This is a genomic window from Bradyrhizobium sp. 23AC, assembly GCF_054863025.1.
Genome location: NZ_JAVAYN010000007.1, coordinates 322,419 through 336,685, shown reverse-complemented (window position 1 = coordinate 336,685; position 14,267 = coordinate 322,419). Strand labels below are relative to the sequence as shown.

The window sequence follows — 14,267 nt, the reverse complement described above, 5'->3', positions numbered from 1 at the left end:
CTGGCGCTTCTGCTCGTTTCACTGGGTGCGATTGCTGCCGTGTGGTGGTGGTTGGCGACGCCGATCACGCTCGCGCGCGCCCCGATCGATCCCGCCGAGAAGGTTCAATGCGTCTCCTACGCGCCGTTCCGCGGCGAGCAGACGCCGCTGAACGCGTGGACCCATATCGACGCCGAGCAGATCGAGCAGGATCTGCGCCAGCTCAAGGAAATCACCGACTGCGTCCGCACCTATTCGATGGAGAACGGGCTCGACCAGGTGCCGGCGATCGCCGCCAAGGTCGGCGGGCTGAAAGTGCTGCAGGGCATCTGGCTCTCCAGCAACCGCAGCAAGAATTTTGAGCAGGCCGCGCTCGCCATTCGTCTCACCAAGGAATTCCCCGCCATCATTACCGCCGTCATCGTCGGCAACGAGGTGCTGCTGCGCGGTGAGATGACGACGGCGGATCTCGTCGCGATCATCCGCCTGGTGAAGACGCAGGTCAGCGTGCCCGTCACCTATGCCGACGTCTGGGAATTCTGGCTGAAGAACCGCGAGGTCTATGACGCCGTCGACTTCGTCACCATTCACATCCTGCCTTATTGGGAGGATATGCCGGTGAAGGCGAAGTTCGCCGCCGCCCATGTCGAGGCGATCCGCGAGCGTATGGCGGTGGCGTTTCCGGGCAAGGAAATCCTGATCGGCGAGACGGGCTGGCCGAGCGAAGGGCGGATGCGCGACGGCGCGCTGCCCTCACGCACCAACCAGGCGCGGGTGGTCTCGGAAATCCTCAGCTTGGCGAAGGCGCAGAAGTTTCGCGTCAATCTGATCGAGTCCTACGACCAGCCGTGGAAGCGCAAGCTGGAAGGCACCGTCGGCGGCTATTGGGGCCTGTACGACTCGGTGCGCCGCAGCTTGAAATATCCGCCGGGCGAGCCGATCAGCAATTTCCCGTACTGGAAATGGTACATGGGCGCCGGCATGGGCCTTTCCGTGCTGGTGTTCGCGGTCGCCCTCATCACGCTGCGCCGGCGGCCGTGGACGCCGCGCTTCTCGGCCTGGCTCGGCGTCGCCATCTCGGCGACGACGGCGGGGAGCCTGCTCGGGATCGGCGCCGACAAGCTTTATTATGAGAGCTACGGCATCGGCGGCTGGCTGCTCTGGGGGGCGCTGCTCGCGGCCGGTATCCTGTCGCCGATCTTCTGCGCGCAGGCGATGGTGATCGGCCGCAGCCTTCCGACCTTCCTCGATCTGCTTGGCCCGCGCGAGGGCCGCAAATGGTCGAAGCTCACCGCCGTGCTCGGCCTGACGCTCGCGGTGACGGCCGTGATCGCGGCCGCCACGGCGCTCGGCTTCGTGTTCGACCCGCGCTACAAGGATTTCCCCTACGCCGCGCTGACGATGGCGGTGGTGCCGTTCGCGCTTTTGATGCTGAACCGGCCGCAGATCGGCCAGCGTCCGATCGCGGAATCGGTGTTCGCGGGCGTGCTGGCGCTGTCGGCGGTTTTCGTGCTGTTCAACGAGGGCCGCGACAATTGGCAGTCGCTGTGGACCTGCACGATCTATCTGTTGTTCGCGCTCACGCTGTGGCGGGCGCGGGCCGAGCAAACCCAAGAATGAACAGGCCGATCGCCAGGCCCGACAGCACGACATTGTAGAGCACGATGCCGAGGCCGGCGGCGATGATGCCGACGGTGAGCAGCACGATCGACGGCCGCATCAGGTTCAGCGTCGCAACCACCAGCGCGACGATGCCGAACACCGAATTCTTGAACAGCACCGTCGAGACCGACCGCGCCTTGCAGATCATCGTCTGCAGCCCGGCGTCGCAGGCGAGAGCGACCTGCGACAGCTCGATCGCAAGATAGCGCAGATAGAGCGCATAGCCGACGGACGCGAAGCCGACGACGATCAGGAACTGCACCTGGTAGGGCGAGAGGCGGAAGGGCTTTTTTGTCATGGCGGCAATATGGTCGTGATGGCGCGGGCAGGCAACAGGCCAGGCGATGTTTCTGTTGATCCGGCTCGCCCAAGGCGTGCGCGAGGGGCCGTCAAAGTCGGCCTTGTGTCGCCCGATTCTGGTCCGCGATCCGTCGCTCGTATTTCTCAGCCAATGCGAGCAGGCGTTTCCTGATATAGGGATCCGCCTGCTCGGCCAGCTCGCGGATCAACGCGAGTTGCTCCCGCAGAAAATTCGCGTCCGTCATCTCCGCTCCGAATCAAATTCGTCGCGGATACTGCCGCCTTACGCGGACCTCTTCCGTATCATTTGGTATGTTCGCTATTTCAATCCCAGCCGGCGTTCGACCCAGCCGAGAACGAACAGCACGAGCAGCGTGACGGCGATCGCTGCGGCGACCAGCAGCCAGGCTCCCAGCGCGCAGGCAATTCCAAGGCCCGCCGCAATCCAGACGGTTGCCGCGGTCGTGAGGCCGTGCACCGTCTTCGCCTTGGCGTCGTGCAGGATGACGCCGGCGCCGATGAAGCCGACGCCGGTCAGCACACCGGCAACGACGCCCTGAATGACCCGGGAGATCGCATCGGGGTGGTCGCGCAGATTCTGGAACTCGATCACGGAGATCGAGACCAGCGCGGAGCCGAGAGCCACCAGCGCCAGGGTGCGCATTCCGACCGGCTTGTCGTTCATGTCGCGGTCGATGCCGATCAGCAGCCCTGTTCCCGCCGCGACGAGAAGCCTCAGTACATCATCCAGTTCGTTCATCGAAGCTCGTGGGTTTCGGGAGATGGACGGCGCTTGGCGTGCGCCCGGCAGATCGGGACTAAACGTCCGCTTGGTGCGAAAGAGCCCCTGAGATCCGAGCGTCCGATGGTCGCATGCTCGCGCAACTCTGAGCGATCATCGACGATCAGGCAGCGCGAGCCGCCGTTCGACAAGGCGATGGCGCCGACCAGTCCGGTCGACGCCATCTGCCAGAGTAGAACGCGACCGCGCACCATCACTTCTTGCTGGTGTTCGACCCCGTGGTGTTCTGCATCTTCTGTCCCGGTGCGCTCTCCGAGTGGCCCGGTCCCTTGGTGGTATTGGTCTGGTGACCAGGGGCGTATTCGGACGCGCCGGGTCCCGTCGAAGGCTTCTTTGTGTTGTGCATTTGCTGACCCGGTGAGTTGCTCGAAGCGCCCGGCGATTTCGTCGTTTGCGAAAGCGCCGGAGATGCCGCCAAAAGCACGGCCGTTGCGATGATCAATGTCTTCACGTGGGTTTCTCCCGAGGTCATGGAGGCGGGCGCGCGTGATTTCTCACATCGGCCGCTCCGGTTCATGACCGGGACAACTTGGCAATTGGCGGGTGGTTTCTCTTCTCGGACCGAATTTAGGTTCATCGGCGCGCGTAAAAACACGCCGGCATTCACCGCCCGTTCAGGCGCAATGTTTACCGCCTGAAGAACGACGACAGCGTCGATCCCGCGGACGCAGACGCGGTCTCCGGCTTCGCCGGCGCCGGCTGTGCCGCAGGCGGGGGCGCGGGCTCTTCGCGCTTCGACGAGCGCTTGGAGGAGTAGCTGCGGCGACGCTGCGGCTTTTCGGGCTTTGCGCTCGGCGCGGGCGCGGTTTCGGCTTGCGGGACCGCGTCCTGGTTCTTCTCGGAGTTCTTCTCTTGAACTCTGTCCTGGGACTTCTCCTGTCCCTTCTCCGAACCGCCGCGCATCGAGAGGCGCTGGCCGTCGAAGACGGTGGTCTCGCAGTGACGATCGTTCTCCGCGAGGCTCGCGCAGAATTTTGCGGCGGCGGCGGCGTTGACCAGCGGGCCGGCACCCAGGCGAAGCTGCATGCCGAGGCCGGTGTTGCCTTCCTTGATCATGATGATCGGTCGCAGCGTTGCGATCTCCGGATTGGATTTGCTCAGGCCGCGCCAGAGCGCGCGCAGGCCGTCGATCGAATTGGCGCCGCCGAGGTCGATCGCAAAACGCGTCTGCTGGACCGCGATGGCGGGGGATTCGGTCTCGGCTGCCTCAGGCGCCTTCGCGGCTGTCGCGACCACTTCGGTCGGGGCGGGCGCCGGCTCGACTTTCTTTTCGGCGGCCTTCTCGTTTGTCTCGGGCTGAATCAATTTCGAGGCGGCTGGATCGGGCGGCGCCATGATCGACTTGGACGGCACCAGCGGTATGGTCGGCAGCGCCGAAGTCGTTGCCAGCGGCTGCTGCACGAGCGAGGCGGCGGCCGCGGTCTGCGGCGGCAGGCTAGACGACGGCTCCTTTGCAACTTCCTTGAGCGTATCCTTGACTGTTTCCTTGGGCGTGTCCTTGGCGGCCTCGGTGCGGGGCTTGTCGCCGGCGGAGGCGGGGGTCGAGGCAACCGGCGCGACGCTGGGCGCCGTGGGCGCGGCATCCTGCGGCTTCCCGGCCTGCGGCGGTGCGGTGGGCTGCTTGGCGATGGCGCCGGTGACGGAATCGAGCCCTTGCTCGACCACGGTGACACGCGAATAGAGCCGGTCGCGATCCGTATTCAGTGTCTCGATGGCGGCCGCGAGCCGGCGTGCCTCGTTCTGGCTCTCCTTGGCCAGCGCCTGGAGCCGCTCCGCCTGGCGCGCGAGATCTGCGGACGCGACCTGGTCGCGCCGCCATCCGAGCTGGGCCTGGTTGGCCATTACCGCGATGACGACGGCGCCTACCGCCGCAACGCCCCAAGAGCCCAGCCGCCACATCATGCGGCGGTCGAACGCGCTTTCCTCGGCCACAAGTCCGGAGAACAGCCCGCCGGTCTCCTTGGTGCCGAAGGCATCCGCCAGTGGGTCGGAATCCTTTGCCATGAACGTTAAGTGCCCAGCCCTGTCCGGCTTCCCCGAATCAATCAGGGAACATTAACAGGAAAAGCGTGTCGCACTTGAATTCCGGGCGTTTGCGGGGGTAGCAAGGCAAGAGCTTTTGAGGGTGGCTGCCCGCCCGTCGCGCCAATTGATTCGGCCGTATCTGACAGGATTTCGATGACCGCCCGTTCCAGCCTCACGATCGTGCTCGCCGCCGGCGAAGGCACGCGCATGCGATCGAGCCTGCCGAAAGTGCTGCATCCGGTAGCCCACCAGACCTTGCTCGCCCACGTGCTCGCCGCCGCACCCAAGGGAACCGGCACCTCGCTCGCGGTCGTGATTGGCCCCGATCACCAGGCCGTCGCGGATGAGGCAAAGCGCATCCGCCCCGACGCGCTCACCTTCGTGCAGGCCGAGCGGCTCGGCACGGCGCATGCGGTGCTGGCGGCGCGCGAGGCGATCGCGCGGGGCGTGGACGATCTCCTCATTGCCTTCGGCGATACGCCGCTGATCTCGGCCGAGACCTTTGCGCGGCTGCGCGCGCCGCTCGCCAGGGGCGCGGCGATTGCCGCGCTCGGCTTTCGCGCCGCCGATCCTACCGGCTATGGCCGCTTCATCGTCGAGGGCGAACGCCTGGTCGCGATCCGCGAGCAGGCCGATGCCAGCGCAGAGGAGCGCAAGATCGATTTGTGCAATGCCGGCGTGATGGCGATCGACGGTCGCCGGGCGCTCGCGATCCTGGACAAGATCGGCAATGCGAATTCCAAGGGTGAATATTATCTGACCGACGCCGTCGGCGTCGTCCGCGAACAGGGATGGGAGTCCGTGGTGATCGAGACCAGCGAGGATGAAGTGCGCGGCATCAACACCAAGGCACAGCTTGCGGAAGCCGAAGCCGTAATGCAGGCGCGTTTGCGGAAGGCGGCGATGGAGGCCGGCGTCACGCTGATCGCACCCGAGACCGTTTATCTCGCCGCCGACACGGCGTTCGGCAAGGACGTGACGATCGAGCCTTTCGTGGTGATCGGCCCCGGCGTGTCGATTGCCGACGGCACCGTGATCCATTCCTTTTCGCACATCGTGCAGACGACGCTCGGCAAGAACGTTTCGATCGGCCCCTATGCGCGCTTAAGGCCCGGCACCTCGCTCGGCGACGGCGCGCGCATCGGCAATTTCGTGGAGACCAAGGCGGCGACGCTGGAGGCCGGCGTCAAGGTCAATCATCTCTCTTACATTGGTGACGCCACCGTCGGCGCCAATTCCAACATCGGCGCTGGCACCATCACCTGCAACTACGATGGCTTCAAGAAACACAAGACGATCATCGGCCAGGGCGCCTTCGTCGGCACCAATTCCTCGCTGGTCGCCCCCGTGAAAATCGGCAATGGCGCCTATATCGGCTCCGGCTCGGTCATCACCCGCGACGTGCCCGACGACGCCATGGCACTGGAGCGCAACCAGCAGACCATCCGGGAAGGTGGCGCGGCACGCTATCGCGAGCTGAAGACGGGCGGCAAGAAACCGGAGAAATAGGCACTATTCTGTTGTGTCGCAGCACACTCCGCCCTCATCCTGAGGGCCCGCTGGAGGCGGGCGTCTCGAAGGAGGGCCGCGGGCGAGATGCGGGGGCTTCATGGTTCGAGACGCGCTTTGCGCTCCTCACCATGAGGGTCTTCGTCCGTAGGCGCTATTCGTCGTCGGCGAATTCGGAGAAGATCGCGCGGGTCAGGCGCCAGCCGCGCGGCTTGGCGCGTTTGGCCGGCTCGCCTTCAGCGTGCTTCACGAAGACCGGCTTGCTTTCCTTGCCGCGCTGGGGCGGCGGCCAATGCGCCAAATGCTTGCCCGTGGTCTCGCTGGCACGCAAGTACATCGATGACAGACCTTTGCGGTCGGACGAGCCTTTCATGGCTTTGCTCTCCTGCACCGGAATCGTTGGTCAAACATATTGACAACAAGTTAACGCACACGGTTTAAGGCCCGCCAGTTCGACGCAGGCGAAGCTCAGGTTGCGGTCCATGCTGTCTCAATCCGCAATAAATATTGAGTATATGGTTCCCTGGGATTTTCGCTAAAAACCGGGTGTGTCGTTTAGGCGATTTTTCGACGATTTGGGGGATAGTGATCCGCATGTGCGGGATTGTCGGCATTCTCGGGCGCGCGCCGGTTGCAGAGCAACTGGTGGATTCGCTCAAACGTCTTGAATATCGCGGCTATGACTCGGCGGGCGTCGCCACGCTCGAAGGCAAGCACCTCGAGCGCCGTCGCGCCGAGGGCAAGCTGAAGAACTTGGAGAAGCGGCTGGAAGCCGAGCCGCTCAAGGGCACCACCGGCATCGGCCACACCCGCTGGGCCACCCACGGCAAGCCCACCGTCAACAACGCCCATCCGCACGCGACCGAACGCGTCGCCGTGGTCCACAACGGCATCATCGAGAATTTCCGCGAGCTGCGCGAGGAGCTCGAGAAGAAGGGCACGGTGTTCCACACCGAGACCGACACCGAGATCGTGCTGCATCTCGTCGACGATTTGCTCACGCGCGGCAACAAGCCGGTCGAAGCCGTCAAGCTGGCGCTGGGGCGGCTGCGCGGCGCCTTCGCGCTCGGCTTCATCTTCGCCGGCGACGGCGATCTGATGATCGGCGCCCGCAACGGGCCGCCGCTTGCGATCGGCTATGGCGACGGCGAGATGTATCTCGGCTCCGACGCCATCGCGCTCGGCCCGTTCACCGACATGATCAGCTATCTCGAAGATGGCGACTGGGTCGTGCTGACGCGCAAGAGCGCGTCGATTTTCGACAAGGACGGCAATGCCGTCCAGCGCGACAAGATCAAGCACGCCGCCTCGACCTCGCTGGTCGACAAGGCCAATTACCGCCACTTCATGGCGAAGGAGATCCACGAGCAGCCGGAAGTGGTCGGCCATACGTTGGCGCGGTACGTCGACATGGCGACCGAGCGCGTTTCGCTGCCGGTCAAGCTTCCCTTCGACTTCAAGAACATCCAGCGCATCAACATCACGGCGTGCGGCACCGCGAGCTATGCCGGCTACGTCGCAAAATACTGGTTCGAACGCTTTGCGCGCGTGCCGGTCGAGGTCGATGTCGCCTCCGAATTCCGCTATCGCGAGGCACCCTTGCGCAAGGGCGATCTCGCCATCTTCATCTCGCAGTCGGGCGAGACCGCCGACACCCTGGCTGCACTACGCTATGCCAAGGCCGAGGGCGTGCATACGGTCGCCGTGGTCAACGTGCCGACCTCGACGATCGCGCGCGAGAGCGAGACCGTGCTGCAGACGCTCGCAGGCCCGGAGATCGGCGTCGCCTCGACCAAGGCCTTCACCTGTCAGCTCATGGTGCTGGCAAACCTTGCGATCGCGGCCGGCAAGGCGCGAGGCGAATTGTCCGACGAGGACGAGACCAAGCTGGTCCACGGCCTGGTCGAGGTGCCGCGCCTGATGGCAGATGCGCTCACTACCGAGCTGCAGATCGAAAAGCTCGCGCACCGGATCGCCAAGTCCCGCGACGTGCTCTATCTCGGCCGCGGCACCAGCTTCCCGCTTGCGCTCGAAGGCGCGCTGAAGCTGAAGGAGATCTCCTACATCCACGCCGAGGGCTATGCCGCCGGCGAGCTCAAGCACGGGCCGATCGCGCTGATCGACGAGACCATGCCTGTCGTCGTCATCGCGCCTTACGACCGCGTGTTCGAAAAGACGGTGTCCAACATGCAGGAGGTCGCCGCGCGTGGCGGCAACATCATCCTGATGACGGACGCGAAGGGCGCGGAGGAGGCGACCGTCGAGTCCCTCGTCACCATCGTCATGCCCGACATGGCGGCGGCCTTCACCCCGATGGTCTATGCCGTTCCCGTGCAGCTGCTCGCCTATCACACGGCTGTCGTCATGGGGACCGACGTCGACCAGCCTCGCAACCTCGCGAAATCGGTGACCGTGGAATAGGCAGAGGGGATATCAGGCGGTCGCGGTCTTCCAAAACCTGCTAGAAGACCCTAGCTTGTGTGCTGCGACCGACCTGGAACCCGAATGACCCCCCGCGACGACGCGCCCGCGCCTCTTGATCCCCTCCCGGAACCGCATACCGGCCTGATGGGCCGCTTCCGCAACTATTTTCTGACTGGCCTCGTGGTGACGGGGCCGATCGCCATCACCCTGTATCTGGTCTGGTGGTTCGTCACCTGGGTCGACGGTGTGGTGCGGCCGTTCGTGCCGCTGGCCTATCGGCCGGAAACCTATCTGCCGTATGTCGTTCCCGGCTGGGGCTTGGTTGTCGCATTCTTCACGCTGACGCTGGTCGGTTTCCTCGCAGCCAATCTGATCGGCCGCACGCTGGTCGATGTCGGCGAAACCTTCCTCGGCCGGATCCCGGCGGTGCGCGCCATCTATCGCGGCCTGAAGCAGGTGTTCGAGACGCTGTTCTCGGGCAAGGGCTCGAGCTTCCGCAAAGTCGGGCTGGTCGAGTTTCCCTCGCCGGGCATGTGGTCGATCGTGCTGATCTCGCAATCGCCGAACGAGGACATCGCGCGCAATCTGCCGGGGCAGGAGGAGCACGTCTCGGTGTTCCTGCCGTGCTCGCCGAACCCGACCACCGGCTTCTTCTTCTATGTCCCCAAGAGCAAGATCATCGAGGTCGATCTCACCGCCGAGGATGCGGCGACGCTGATCATGTCGGCCGGCGTGGTGCAGCCGGGCTCGGCACCCGACCCCAAAAAGGCCGCGGCACTCGCGGGCATGGCCAACGCTGCGCGCATCGCCAACGCGTCGGCGCTTCAGCCCGAGCCTGCGAAGGTGGAGTAGGGCCATTCCCTTGCGGGATGGCCGCCGGTCACGCGCGCGTTCGCATCCTCTGATAGTCTCCGGTTCGCCTGAGCGCCTCGCTCGGAATTCGATCTGGAGTACATGATGTCCAAAACCATTGCGATCCTCGCACCCGGCGCCATGGGCAGCGCCGTCGCCCGCCGCCTCAGTGAGCACGGCGCGCGCGTGCTGACGTCTTTGGAGGGGCGGAGCGAGGCGACGCGGAAACGCGCGGCGGATGCCGGCATGGTCGGCGCCGATGACAATCAAATTGCGGGCGCCGACATCATCCTCTCGATCGTGCCGCCGGGCGAAGCCGTCACGCTGGCTGAACGGCTGGCCGCGCTGATCGTCAGGCGCGAGACGAAGCCAATCGTGGTCGATTGCAACGCCGTCAACGTCGATACCGTGCAGAGAATTGAGGAGATCATCGGCTCGGCGCAGGCGCCGTTCGTCGATGGCGGCATCATCGGCTTTCCGCCACAGCCCGGCGGCAAGAGCCCGGCCTTCTACATGTCCGGCGAGCACGCGAAGGACATCGCGGTCCTGAAGGATTTCGGCCTCGACGTGCGCATCGTCGAAGGCCCGGTCGGCGCGGCGTCCGCTCTGAAAATGTCCTACGCCGGCATCGTCAAGGGCCTCGCCGGCATCGGCTCGGCCATGGTGGTCGCGGCGACGAAAGCGGGCGCTGCGGATGCGCTGCGCGACGAACTGGCGCTGAGCCAACCCGCGATCCTGGCACGGCTCGAGGTCGCGCTGCCTGACATGATCCCCAAGGCCTATCGCTGGGTCGCCGAGATGCGGGAGATTTCCGGCTTTCTCGGCCCCGATCATCCGGCCAGCCAGATCTACGAGGGCTTTGCGCGCTGGTTCGAGCATCTCGCCGAGGACGCGAAAGGCGAGGCGGTGGATGCCGAACTGATGAAGACGTTCGCCGCGGGGATCGCGCGGAAGAAGGCCTAGGCGCCTCGCGCATGCTGCCATTTGTTGGCAGCATGACGTAGTATGCCTCGTCCCGAGGCCCGCCCATGTCCCGCTCGCAACGACTGCTCGATCTGATTCAGGTGCTGCGCCGGCATCGACGACCGGTGGCGGGCGCCGTGCTCGCCGAGGAGGTCGGCGTGTCGCTCCGCACGCTCTACCGCGACGTCGAGACCTTGAAGGCGCAAGGCGCGCACATCGACGGCGAGGCCGGCGTCGGCTACGTGCTGCGGCCCGGCTTCATGCTGCCGCCGCTGATGTTCAGCGAGGCCGAGATCGAAGCATTGGTGCTGGGCTCACTATGGGTGGCGGAACGCGCGGATCAGCCACTCGGCGACGCCGCCCGTAACGCTCTTGCCAAGATCGGAGCGGTGCTTCCGGATGACTTGCGCGACAGCCTTGATGCGTCGAGCTTGCTGATCGGCCCGGGCGAACCGATCGCCGCCGGTGATGCCGAGCTCGCATCGATCCGCGACGCAATCCGTGCCGAGCGCAAGCTGCAGATCGCTTACGCCGACGGCAACGGGCGCCCATCGAGGCGCACGATCTGGCCGTTCGCTCTCGCCTTTTTCGATCGCGTACGCGTCATCGTGGCTTGGTGCGAACTTCGCAACGGCTATCGGCACTTCCGAACCGATCGCATCAGGGTGCTGAAGTCGACAGCGAAACGCTATCCGCGACGGCGCGCCGCGCTGTTGAAGGAATGGCGCGCTTTGGAGGGAGTGCCGGACCAGTGATTAACGCCGACGCTACTGACATAAACTGACAGCATGCCGAGCTATGGATTTCCGCATCGCGCCCACTTCAGCAAGCGCGAAACACGGAGACCTCCCATGCCAGACTTCAGCTTCCTGTTGCTCCATGTCGGAAGCCCGGCCGCAAGCGCCAAATTCTACAATGAGTTGCTGGGCATCCCCATCATCGAACAGTCGCCGACGTTCGCCATGCTGCCGTTGCGTGACGGCGTGATGCTCGGATTGTGGTCGCGTGCCGCCGTTGAACCCAAGACGGCCGGGCAGCCTGGCAGCAGCGAGGTGGCGTTTACGGTCACCGACGCGGCCGCCGTGAAGGAAACGCATACGGCCTGGAAAATGCGTGGGCTTGCTATCGCACAGGCGCCGACCCGAATGGACTTCGGCACGACCTTCGTTGCGCTCGATCCTGACGGTCATCGCTTGCGCGTGTTCGCGCCGGAGGCCGCATGAGCCCGAGGTGTTGGCTCGCCGTCGCCTCGGCCGAGCATGTGCGCATCGGCCGGGCTGGAGGCTTCATGCAGGTCTGCCACGGCAAAGCGGCGCCACTGCGCCGCCTCCCAGCCGGTGACCGCGTGGCGTATTACTCCCCGACCGAAACCTTCCACGGCAAGGACAAGCTGCAGGCGTTCACCGCGATCGGGGTCGTAACGGCAGGCGTGCCTTATCAAGCTGACATGGGCGGTGGGTTTCGCCCGTTTCGCCGGGACGTGCGGTGGGCCGAGGCGCGGCAAGCGTCGATCCGGCCGCTGCTCGGTCAGCTTGGCTTCGCACGCGAGGGCAAGTCCTGGGGATACCAGCTTCGGTTCGGCCTGTTCGAGGTCAGCAACGCAGACATGCAGGTCATCGCAGATGCGATGGAGGCCGTTCTATGATGGTGCTTGTTTGCTACGACAGGCTTGCCGCCAGCGACCTCGTCTTCACTCAATCAGGCTATGGCGGCGTCTTGGTGAGTCCTCGTCCTAGTCACCTTGCCTTGCTGGAATTGAATCCAGAAAGGCCTGGATGTCCCGGTCGCGTCTCAAGCGCACGACCGGGACATCGGCGCCATATCGCAGCCGCTCGGCCTCGATAACCGGCGCGCGCTCGGTGTCATAGCGCCACGCCTCCTGCATCAATTTCCAGTCGAACTGTTCCGGACAGCCTTCAGGCAGATCCGGCCGCGTGCTGTCGCGATCGAAGGCCGAGCGCCAGAGAATGCGCCATTGGCAGAGCCAGCGCGGGCGGTCGATGACGACGAGCGTATCGGCGCGCGCGAGCGTGAGATCGAAGGCCAGGCCTGAAAAGCTGCCGTCGACGACCCATGCGTCGCCCGCGACGGCGTCGACGACCCGCGCGCGAAAGCTCGGCGTGTCGGATGCCTTCCATTCCGGCCGCCAATAGAGCACGTCGAGATGCACCACCGGCAGAGCGAGCTTTCGCCCGAGACATCGGGCAAGGCTCGTCTTTCCACTTCCCTGGGAGCCAACGACGATGATCCGGCGCATGGACGCAAGGTTCCACGAAATCGGCGTCGGGAAAAGCTCACGCCTTCCGGGCCGGCCTTATTACCTCGCATGTAGTTGAGCCAATTCGCGGCCCGACTACCTTGCCGACAGTTCGCCGCTGGGAGCGCCCATAGCAGGTCCCCGCGAGCGCCAGTCACGCATGAGGAGAGAACGATGCAAGTCGTGTTTACGAAGAAGGCTCCGCCGCAATGGTTGCTCGACATGTGGAAGGAGATCGACGGCAAGACGTTTGGACGAGGTTTCGACTGTTTTGCGGAGGACGCCGTCTGCAATCTCGGCGTCGCCGACTGGAAGGGGCGGGAAGCGATCCGCGCCAATCTGAAGGCCTTCATCGACACGGGCTTCACGGCGCTGCATCATGTCACCGAATATTGGGACGCCGGCTCGTTGAAGGTGTTTCGCGGTGTCGTGGACATGACGCCCGACGATCCCTCGGCGAAGACGCTGCATCCGACGATGACGCACTTCTTCTACATGGACGAGCGGGACGACACCAAGGTGCGGCACTGGGTTGGCGCCGTCGGGCCGGTCGCCTTCGGTTGATTGTCCGCCATCGGCGACCCAAATGGTGCCTCGGGTGATCCGGGGCATCAACGCGGCCTGTCCTGAGGCACCATCGGCAGGGAGGATCGTTCGACAATGAAAGCTGTGGCCAGCGCCCTCAAGGTACGCGCGACGTCGGCGGGCGCGCTGCTGCGTCAGTGGCGAGACATTCGCGGCAAGACACAGCTCGATCTGTCGTTCGATGCCGGCGTCTCGCAGAAGCACATCAGCTTCGTCGAGAGCGGCCGCAGCGTTCCGAGCCGCCAGATGTTGCTCGATCTGGCGCAGGCGCTCGACGTGCCCAGGCGTGAACGGAACGAGCTGCTGCTGGCCGCCGGCTACGCGCCGTCTTATTCCGATCCTCCGCTGGACGCACCGGCCATGACGAGCATCAATCGAGCCCTGCAGCGCATGCTGCGCCAGCACGAGCCGTTTCCGGCCATCGTCATGGACCGATACTGGAACGTGCTGATGACCAACGAGGCTGCGCCGCTTCTGTTCAACTGCTTCATCGACATGTCGGCACGCCCGACCCCGCGGAACCTGCTGCACCTCATGTTCGATCCAGACGGGATGCGTCCGTTCATTGCGAACTGGCCGCAGACCGCTCGCGGGCTGCTTGCCCGGGTGTACCGCGAGGCCGTCGGTCATGTGGTCGATGCGAGGACGAGGGTCCTGCTGGAGGAGCTGTCGCAATATCCCGGCGTGAAGCCGGAATGGCGCGCGCCGTCGTCCGCCGATGGGATGCCAATGATCCCGCTGACCTTCGTCAAGGATGGTGTGAGGCTGGATTATTTCTCCATGATCACGACGGTCGGAACGCCGCAGACGGTGACCGCGGAAGAGCTGAGGCTCGAGTGCATGTTTCCGGTCGACGAGCAGACCGAAGCCGAGCACGGCAGGTTCGTGCGGGCTCATTCCAGGCCCTGA

The 14,267-nt window shown here is 64.8% G+C and carries 18 protein-coding genes; 11 read left to right on the top strand and 7 right to left on the bottom strand.

Features of this window, described 5'->3' with window-relative positions; translation table 11 throughout:
* Positions 1-39 precede the first annotated feature (39 nt).
* Positions 40-1,599, top strand: a complete 1,560-nt coding sequence (locus RAD10_RS19655) for a glycoside hydrolase family 17 protein (RefSeq protein WP_461618840.1) — start codon at positions 40-42, stop codon at positions 1,597-1,599.
* Here RAD10_RS19655 and RAD10_RS19650 read toward each other — a convergent pair.
* The 4 genes from RAD10_RS19650 to RAD10_RS19635 all read right to left on the bottom strand — a co-directional run bounded on the left by RAD10_RS19650 (position 1,559) and on the right by RAD10_RS19635 (position 3,089).
* Positions 1,559-1,939 carry a hypothetical protein gene (locus RAD10_RS19650; RefSeq protein ID WP_018317956.1) on the bottom strand — a complete coding sequence of 127 codons (381 nt, stop codon included), beginning with the start codon at positions 1,937-1,939 and terminating at the stop codon, positions 1,559-1,561. The two genes, RAD10_RS19655 and RAD10_RS19650, sit on opposite strands and share 41 nt — an antisense overlap.
* Before the next feature lie 91 nt (positions 1,940-2,030).
* Entirely contained in the window at positions 2,031-2,186 is a 156-nt protein-coding gene (locus RAD10_RS19645; protein WP_461618839.1) for a hypothetical protein, read from the bottom strand.
* Between the two features lie 74 nt (positions 2,187-2,260).
* Entirely contained in the window at positions 2,261-2,701 is a 441-nt protein-coding gene (locus RAD10_RS19640; RefSeq protein ID WP_018317958.1) for an MgtC/SapB family protein, read from the bottom strand.
* 235 nt (positions 2,702-2,936) lie between these two features.
* The gene (locus RAD10_RS19635) at positions 2,937-3,089 is read right to left on the bottom strand and encodes a hypothetical protein (RefSeq protein ID WP_461618838.1); all 153 of its coding nucleotides are present in this window, start codon (positions 3,087-3,089) and stop codon (positions 2,937-2,939) included.
* 16 nt (positions 3,090-3,105) lie between these two features.
* On the opposite strand from RAD10_RS19635, the gene RAD10_RS19630 reads away from it, so the two are divergent.
* Positions 3,106-3,381: a hypothetical protein gene (locus RAD10_RS19630; RefSeq protein WP_461618837.1), complete on the top strand. Its 276-nt coding sequence runs from the start codon at positions 3,106-3,108 to the stop codon at positions 3,379-3,381.
* On the opposite strand, the gene RAD10_RS19625 is transcribed toward RAD10_RS19630, so the two are convergent.
* Positions 3,371-4,747 (bottom strand): hypothetical protein, encoded by a 1,377-nt coding sequence (locus tag RAD10_RS19625; protein WP_461618836.1) that lies wholly within the window; start codon positions 4,745-4,747, stop codon positions 3,371-3,373. The two genes, RAD10_RS19630 and RAD10_RS19625, sit on opposite strands and share 11 nt — an antisense overlap.
* Before the next feature lie 174 nt (positions 4,748-4,921).
* On the opposite strand from RAD10_RS19625, the gene glmU reads away from it, so the two are divergent.
* A complete protein-coding gene (glmU, locus tag RAD10_RS19620; RefSeq protein ID WP_461618835.1) occupies positions 4,922-6,277 on the top strand; it encodes a bifunctional UDP-N-acetylglucosamine diphosphorylase/glucosamine-1-phosphate N-acetyltransferase GlmU in 1,356 nt (451 codons plus the stop codon).
* 154 nt (positions 6,278-6,431) lie between these two features.
* Here the strand turns inward: glmU and RAD10_RS19615 are convergent, their stop codons facing one another.
* Positions 6,432-6,650, bottom strand: a complete 219-nt coding sequence (locus RAD10_RS19615; protein WP_461618834.1) for a hypothetical protein — start codon at positions 6,648-6,650, stop codon at positions 6,432-6,434.
* A 221-nt stretch (positions 6,651-6,871) separates the two neighbouring features.
* Here RAD10_RS19615 and glmS point away from each other — a divergent pair, with 221 nt between their 5' ends.
* From glmS to RAD10_RS19585, 6 genes are all read left to right on the top strand, one after another.
* Positions 6,872-8,698, top strand: coding sequence for a glutamine--fructose-6-phosphate transaminase (isomerizing) (glmS, locus tag RAD10_RS19610; protein WP_461618833.1), 1,827 nt, complete (start codon positions 6,872-6,874; stop codon positions 8,696-8,698).
* 84 nt (positions 8,699-8,782) lie between these two features.
* On the top strand, positions 8,783-9,553 hold the full coding sequence (locus RAD10_RS19605; RefSeq protein ID WP_018317964.1) for a DUF502 domain-containing protein: 771 nt from the start codon (positions 8,783-8,785) through the stop codon (positions 9,551-9,553).
* A 105-nt stretch (positions 9,554-9,658) separates the two neighbouring features.
* Complete coding sequence (locus RAD10_RS19600) at positions 9,659-10,516, top strand: NAD(P)-dependent oxidoreductase (protein ID WP_461618832.1); 858 nt, start codon at positions 9,659-9,661, stop codon at positions 10,514-10,516.
* 65 nt (positions 10,517-10,581) lie between these two features.
* On the top strand, positions 10,582-11,271 hold the full coding sequence (locus RAD10_RS19595) for a helix-turn-helix transcriptional regulator (protein WP_461618831.1): 690 nt from the start codon (positions 10,582-10,584) through the stop codon (positions 11,269-11,271).
* 96 nt (positions 11,272-11,367) lie between these two features.
* On the top strand, positions 11,368-11,739 hold the full coding sequence (locus RAD10_RS19590; protein WP_461618830.1) for a VOC family protein: 372 nt from the start codon (positions 11,368-11,370) through the stop codon (positions 11,737-11,739).
* Entirely contained in the window at positions 11,736-12,161 is a 426-nt protein-coding gene (locus tag RAD10_RS19585; RefSeq protein ID WP_461618829.1) for an EVE domain-containing protein, read from the top strand. The genes RAD10_RS19590 and RAD10_RS19585 overlap by 4 nt, the downstream gene beginning before the upstream one ends.
* Before the next feature lie 87 nt (positions 12,162-12,248).
* Here RAD10_RS19585 and RAD10_RS19580 read toward each other — a convergent pair whose 3' ends face one another.
* Positions 12,249-12,773 (bottom strand): P-loop NTPase family protein, encoded by a 525-nt coding sequence (locus RAD10_RS19580; RefSeq protein ID WP_461618828.1) that lies wholly within the window; start codon positions 12,771-12,773, stop codon positions 12,249-12,251.
* A gap of 174 nt (positions 12,774-12,947) precedes the next feature.
* Between RAD10_RS19580 and RAD10_RS19575 the strand changes: the two genes are divergently transcribed.
* Together RAD10_RS19575 and RAD10_RS19570 are read left to right on the top strand one after the other, a co-directional pair.
* Positions 12,948-13,337, top strand: a complete 390-nt coding sequence (locus tag RAD10_RS19575; protein WP_461618827.1) for a nuclear transport factor 2 family protein — start codon at positions 12,948-12,950, stop codon at positions 13,335-13,337.
* Positions 13,338-13,433: 96 nt separating this feature from the next.
* Positions 13,434-14,267, top strand: coding sequence for a helix-turn-helix domain-containing protein (locus RAD10_RS19570; protein WP_461618826.1), 834 nt, complete (start codon positions 13,434-13,436; stop codon positions 14,265-14,267).

Excerpts from the sequence above, each read along its gene's own strand:
- RAD10_RS19650 (WP_018317956.1), bottom strand. The coding sequence starts at position 1,939 with ATGACAAAAAAGCCCTTCCGCCTCTCGCCCTACCAGGTGCAGTTCCTG.
- RAD10_RS19645 (WP_461618839.1), bottom strand. The coding sequence starts at position 2,186 with ATGACGGACGCGAATTTTCTGCGGGAGCAACTCGCGTTGATCCGCGAG.
- RAD10_RS19640 (WP_018317958.1), bottom strand. The coding sequence starts at position 2,701 with ATGAACGAACTGGATGATGTACTGAGGCTTCTCGTCGCGGCGGGAACA.
- RAD10_RS19635 (WP_461618838.1), bottom strand. The coding sequence starts at position 3,089 with ATGCACAACACAAAGAAGCCTTCGACGGGACCCGGCGCGTCCGAATAC.
- RAD10_RS19625 (WP_461618836.1), bottom strand. The coding sequence starts at position 4,747 with ATGGCAAAGGATTCCGACCCACTGGCGGATGCCTTCGGCACCAAGGAG.
- glmU (WP_461618835.1), top strand. The coding sequence starts at position 4,922 with ATGACCGCCCGTTCCAGCCTCACGATCGTGCTCGCCGCCGGCGAAGGC.
- RAD10_RS19615 (WP_461618834.1), bottom strand. The coding sequence starts at position 6,650 with ATGAAAGGCTCGTCCGACCGCAAAGGTCTGTCATCGATGTACTTGCGT.
- glmS (WP_461618833.1), top strand. The coding sequence starts at position 6,872 with ATGTGCGGGATTGTCGGCATTCTCGGGCGCGCGCCGGTTGCAGAGCAA.
- RAD10_RS19605 (WP_018317964.1), top strand. The coding sequence starts at position 8,783 with ATGACCCCCCGCGACGACGCGCCCGCGCCTCTTGATCCCCTCCCGGAA.
- RAD10_RS19600 (WP_461618832.1), top strand. The coding sequence starts at position 9,659 with ATGTCCAAAACCATTGCGATCCTCGCACCCGGCGCCATGGGCAGCGCC.
- RAD10_RS19595 (WP_461618831.1), top strand. The coding sequence starts at position 10,582 with ATGTCCCGCTCGCAACGACTGCTCGATCTGATTCAGGTGCTGCGCCGG.
- RAD10_RS19590 (WP_461618830.1), top strand. The coding sequence starts at position 11,368 with ATGCCAGACTTCAGCTTCCTGTTGCTCCATGTCGGAAGCCCGGCCGCA.
- RAD10_RS19585 (WP_461618829.1), top strand. The coding sequence starts at position 11,736 with ATGAGCCCGAGGTGTTGGCTCGCCGTCGCCTCGGCCGAGCATGTGCGC.
- RAD10_RS19580 (WP_461618828.1), bottom strand. The coding sequence starts at position 12,773 with ATGCGCCGGATCATCGTCGTTGGCTCCCAGGGAAGTGGAAAGACGAGC.
- RAD10_RS19575 (WP_461618827.1), top strand. The coding sequence starts at position 12,948 with ATGCAAGTCGTGTTTACGAAGAAGGCTCCGCCGCAATGGTTGCTCGAC.
- RAD10_RS19570 (WP_461618826.1), top strand. The coding sequence starts at position 13,434 with ATGAAAGCTGTGGCCAGCGCCCTCAAGGTACGCGCGACGTCGGCGGGC.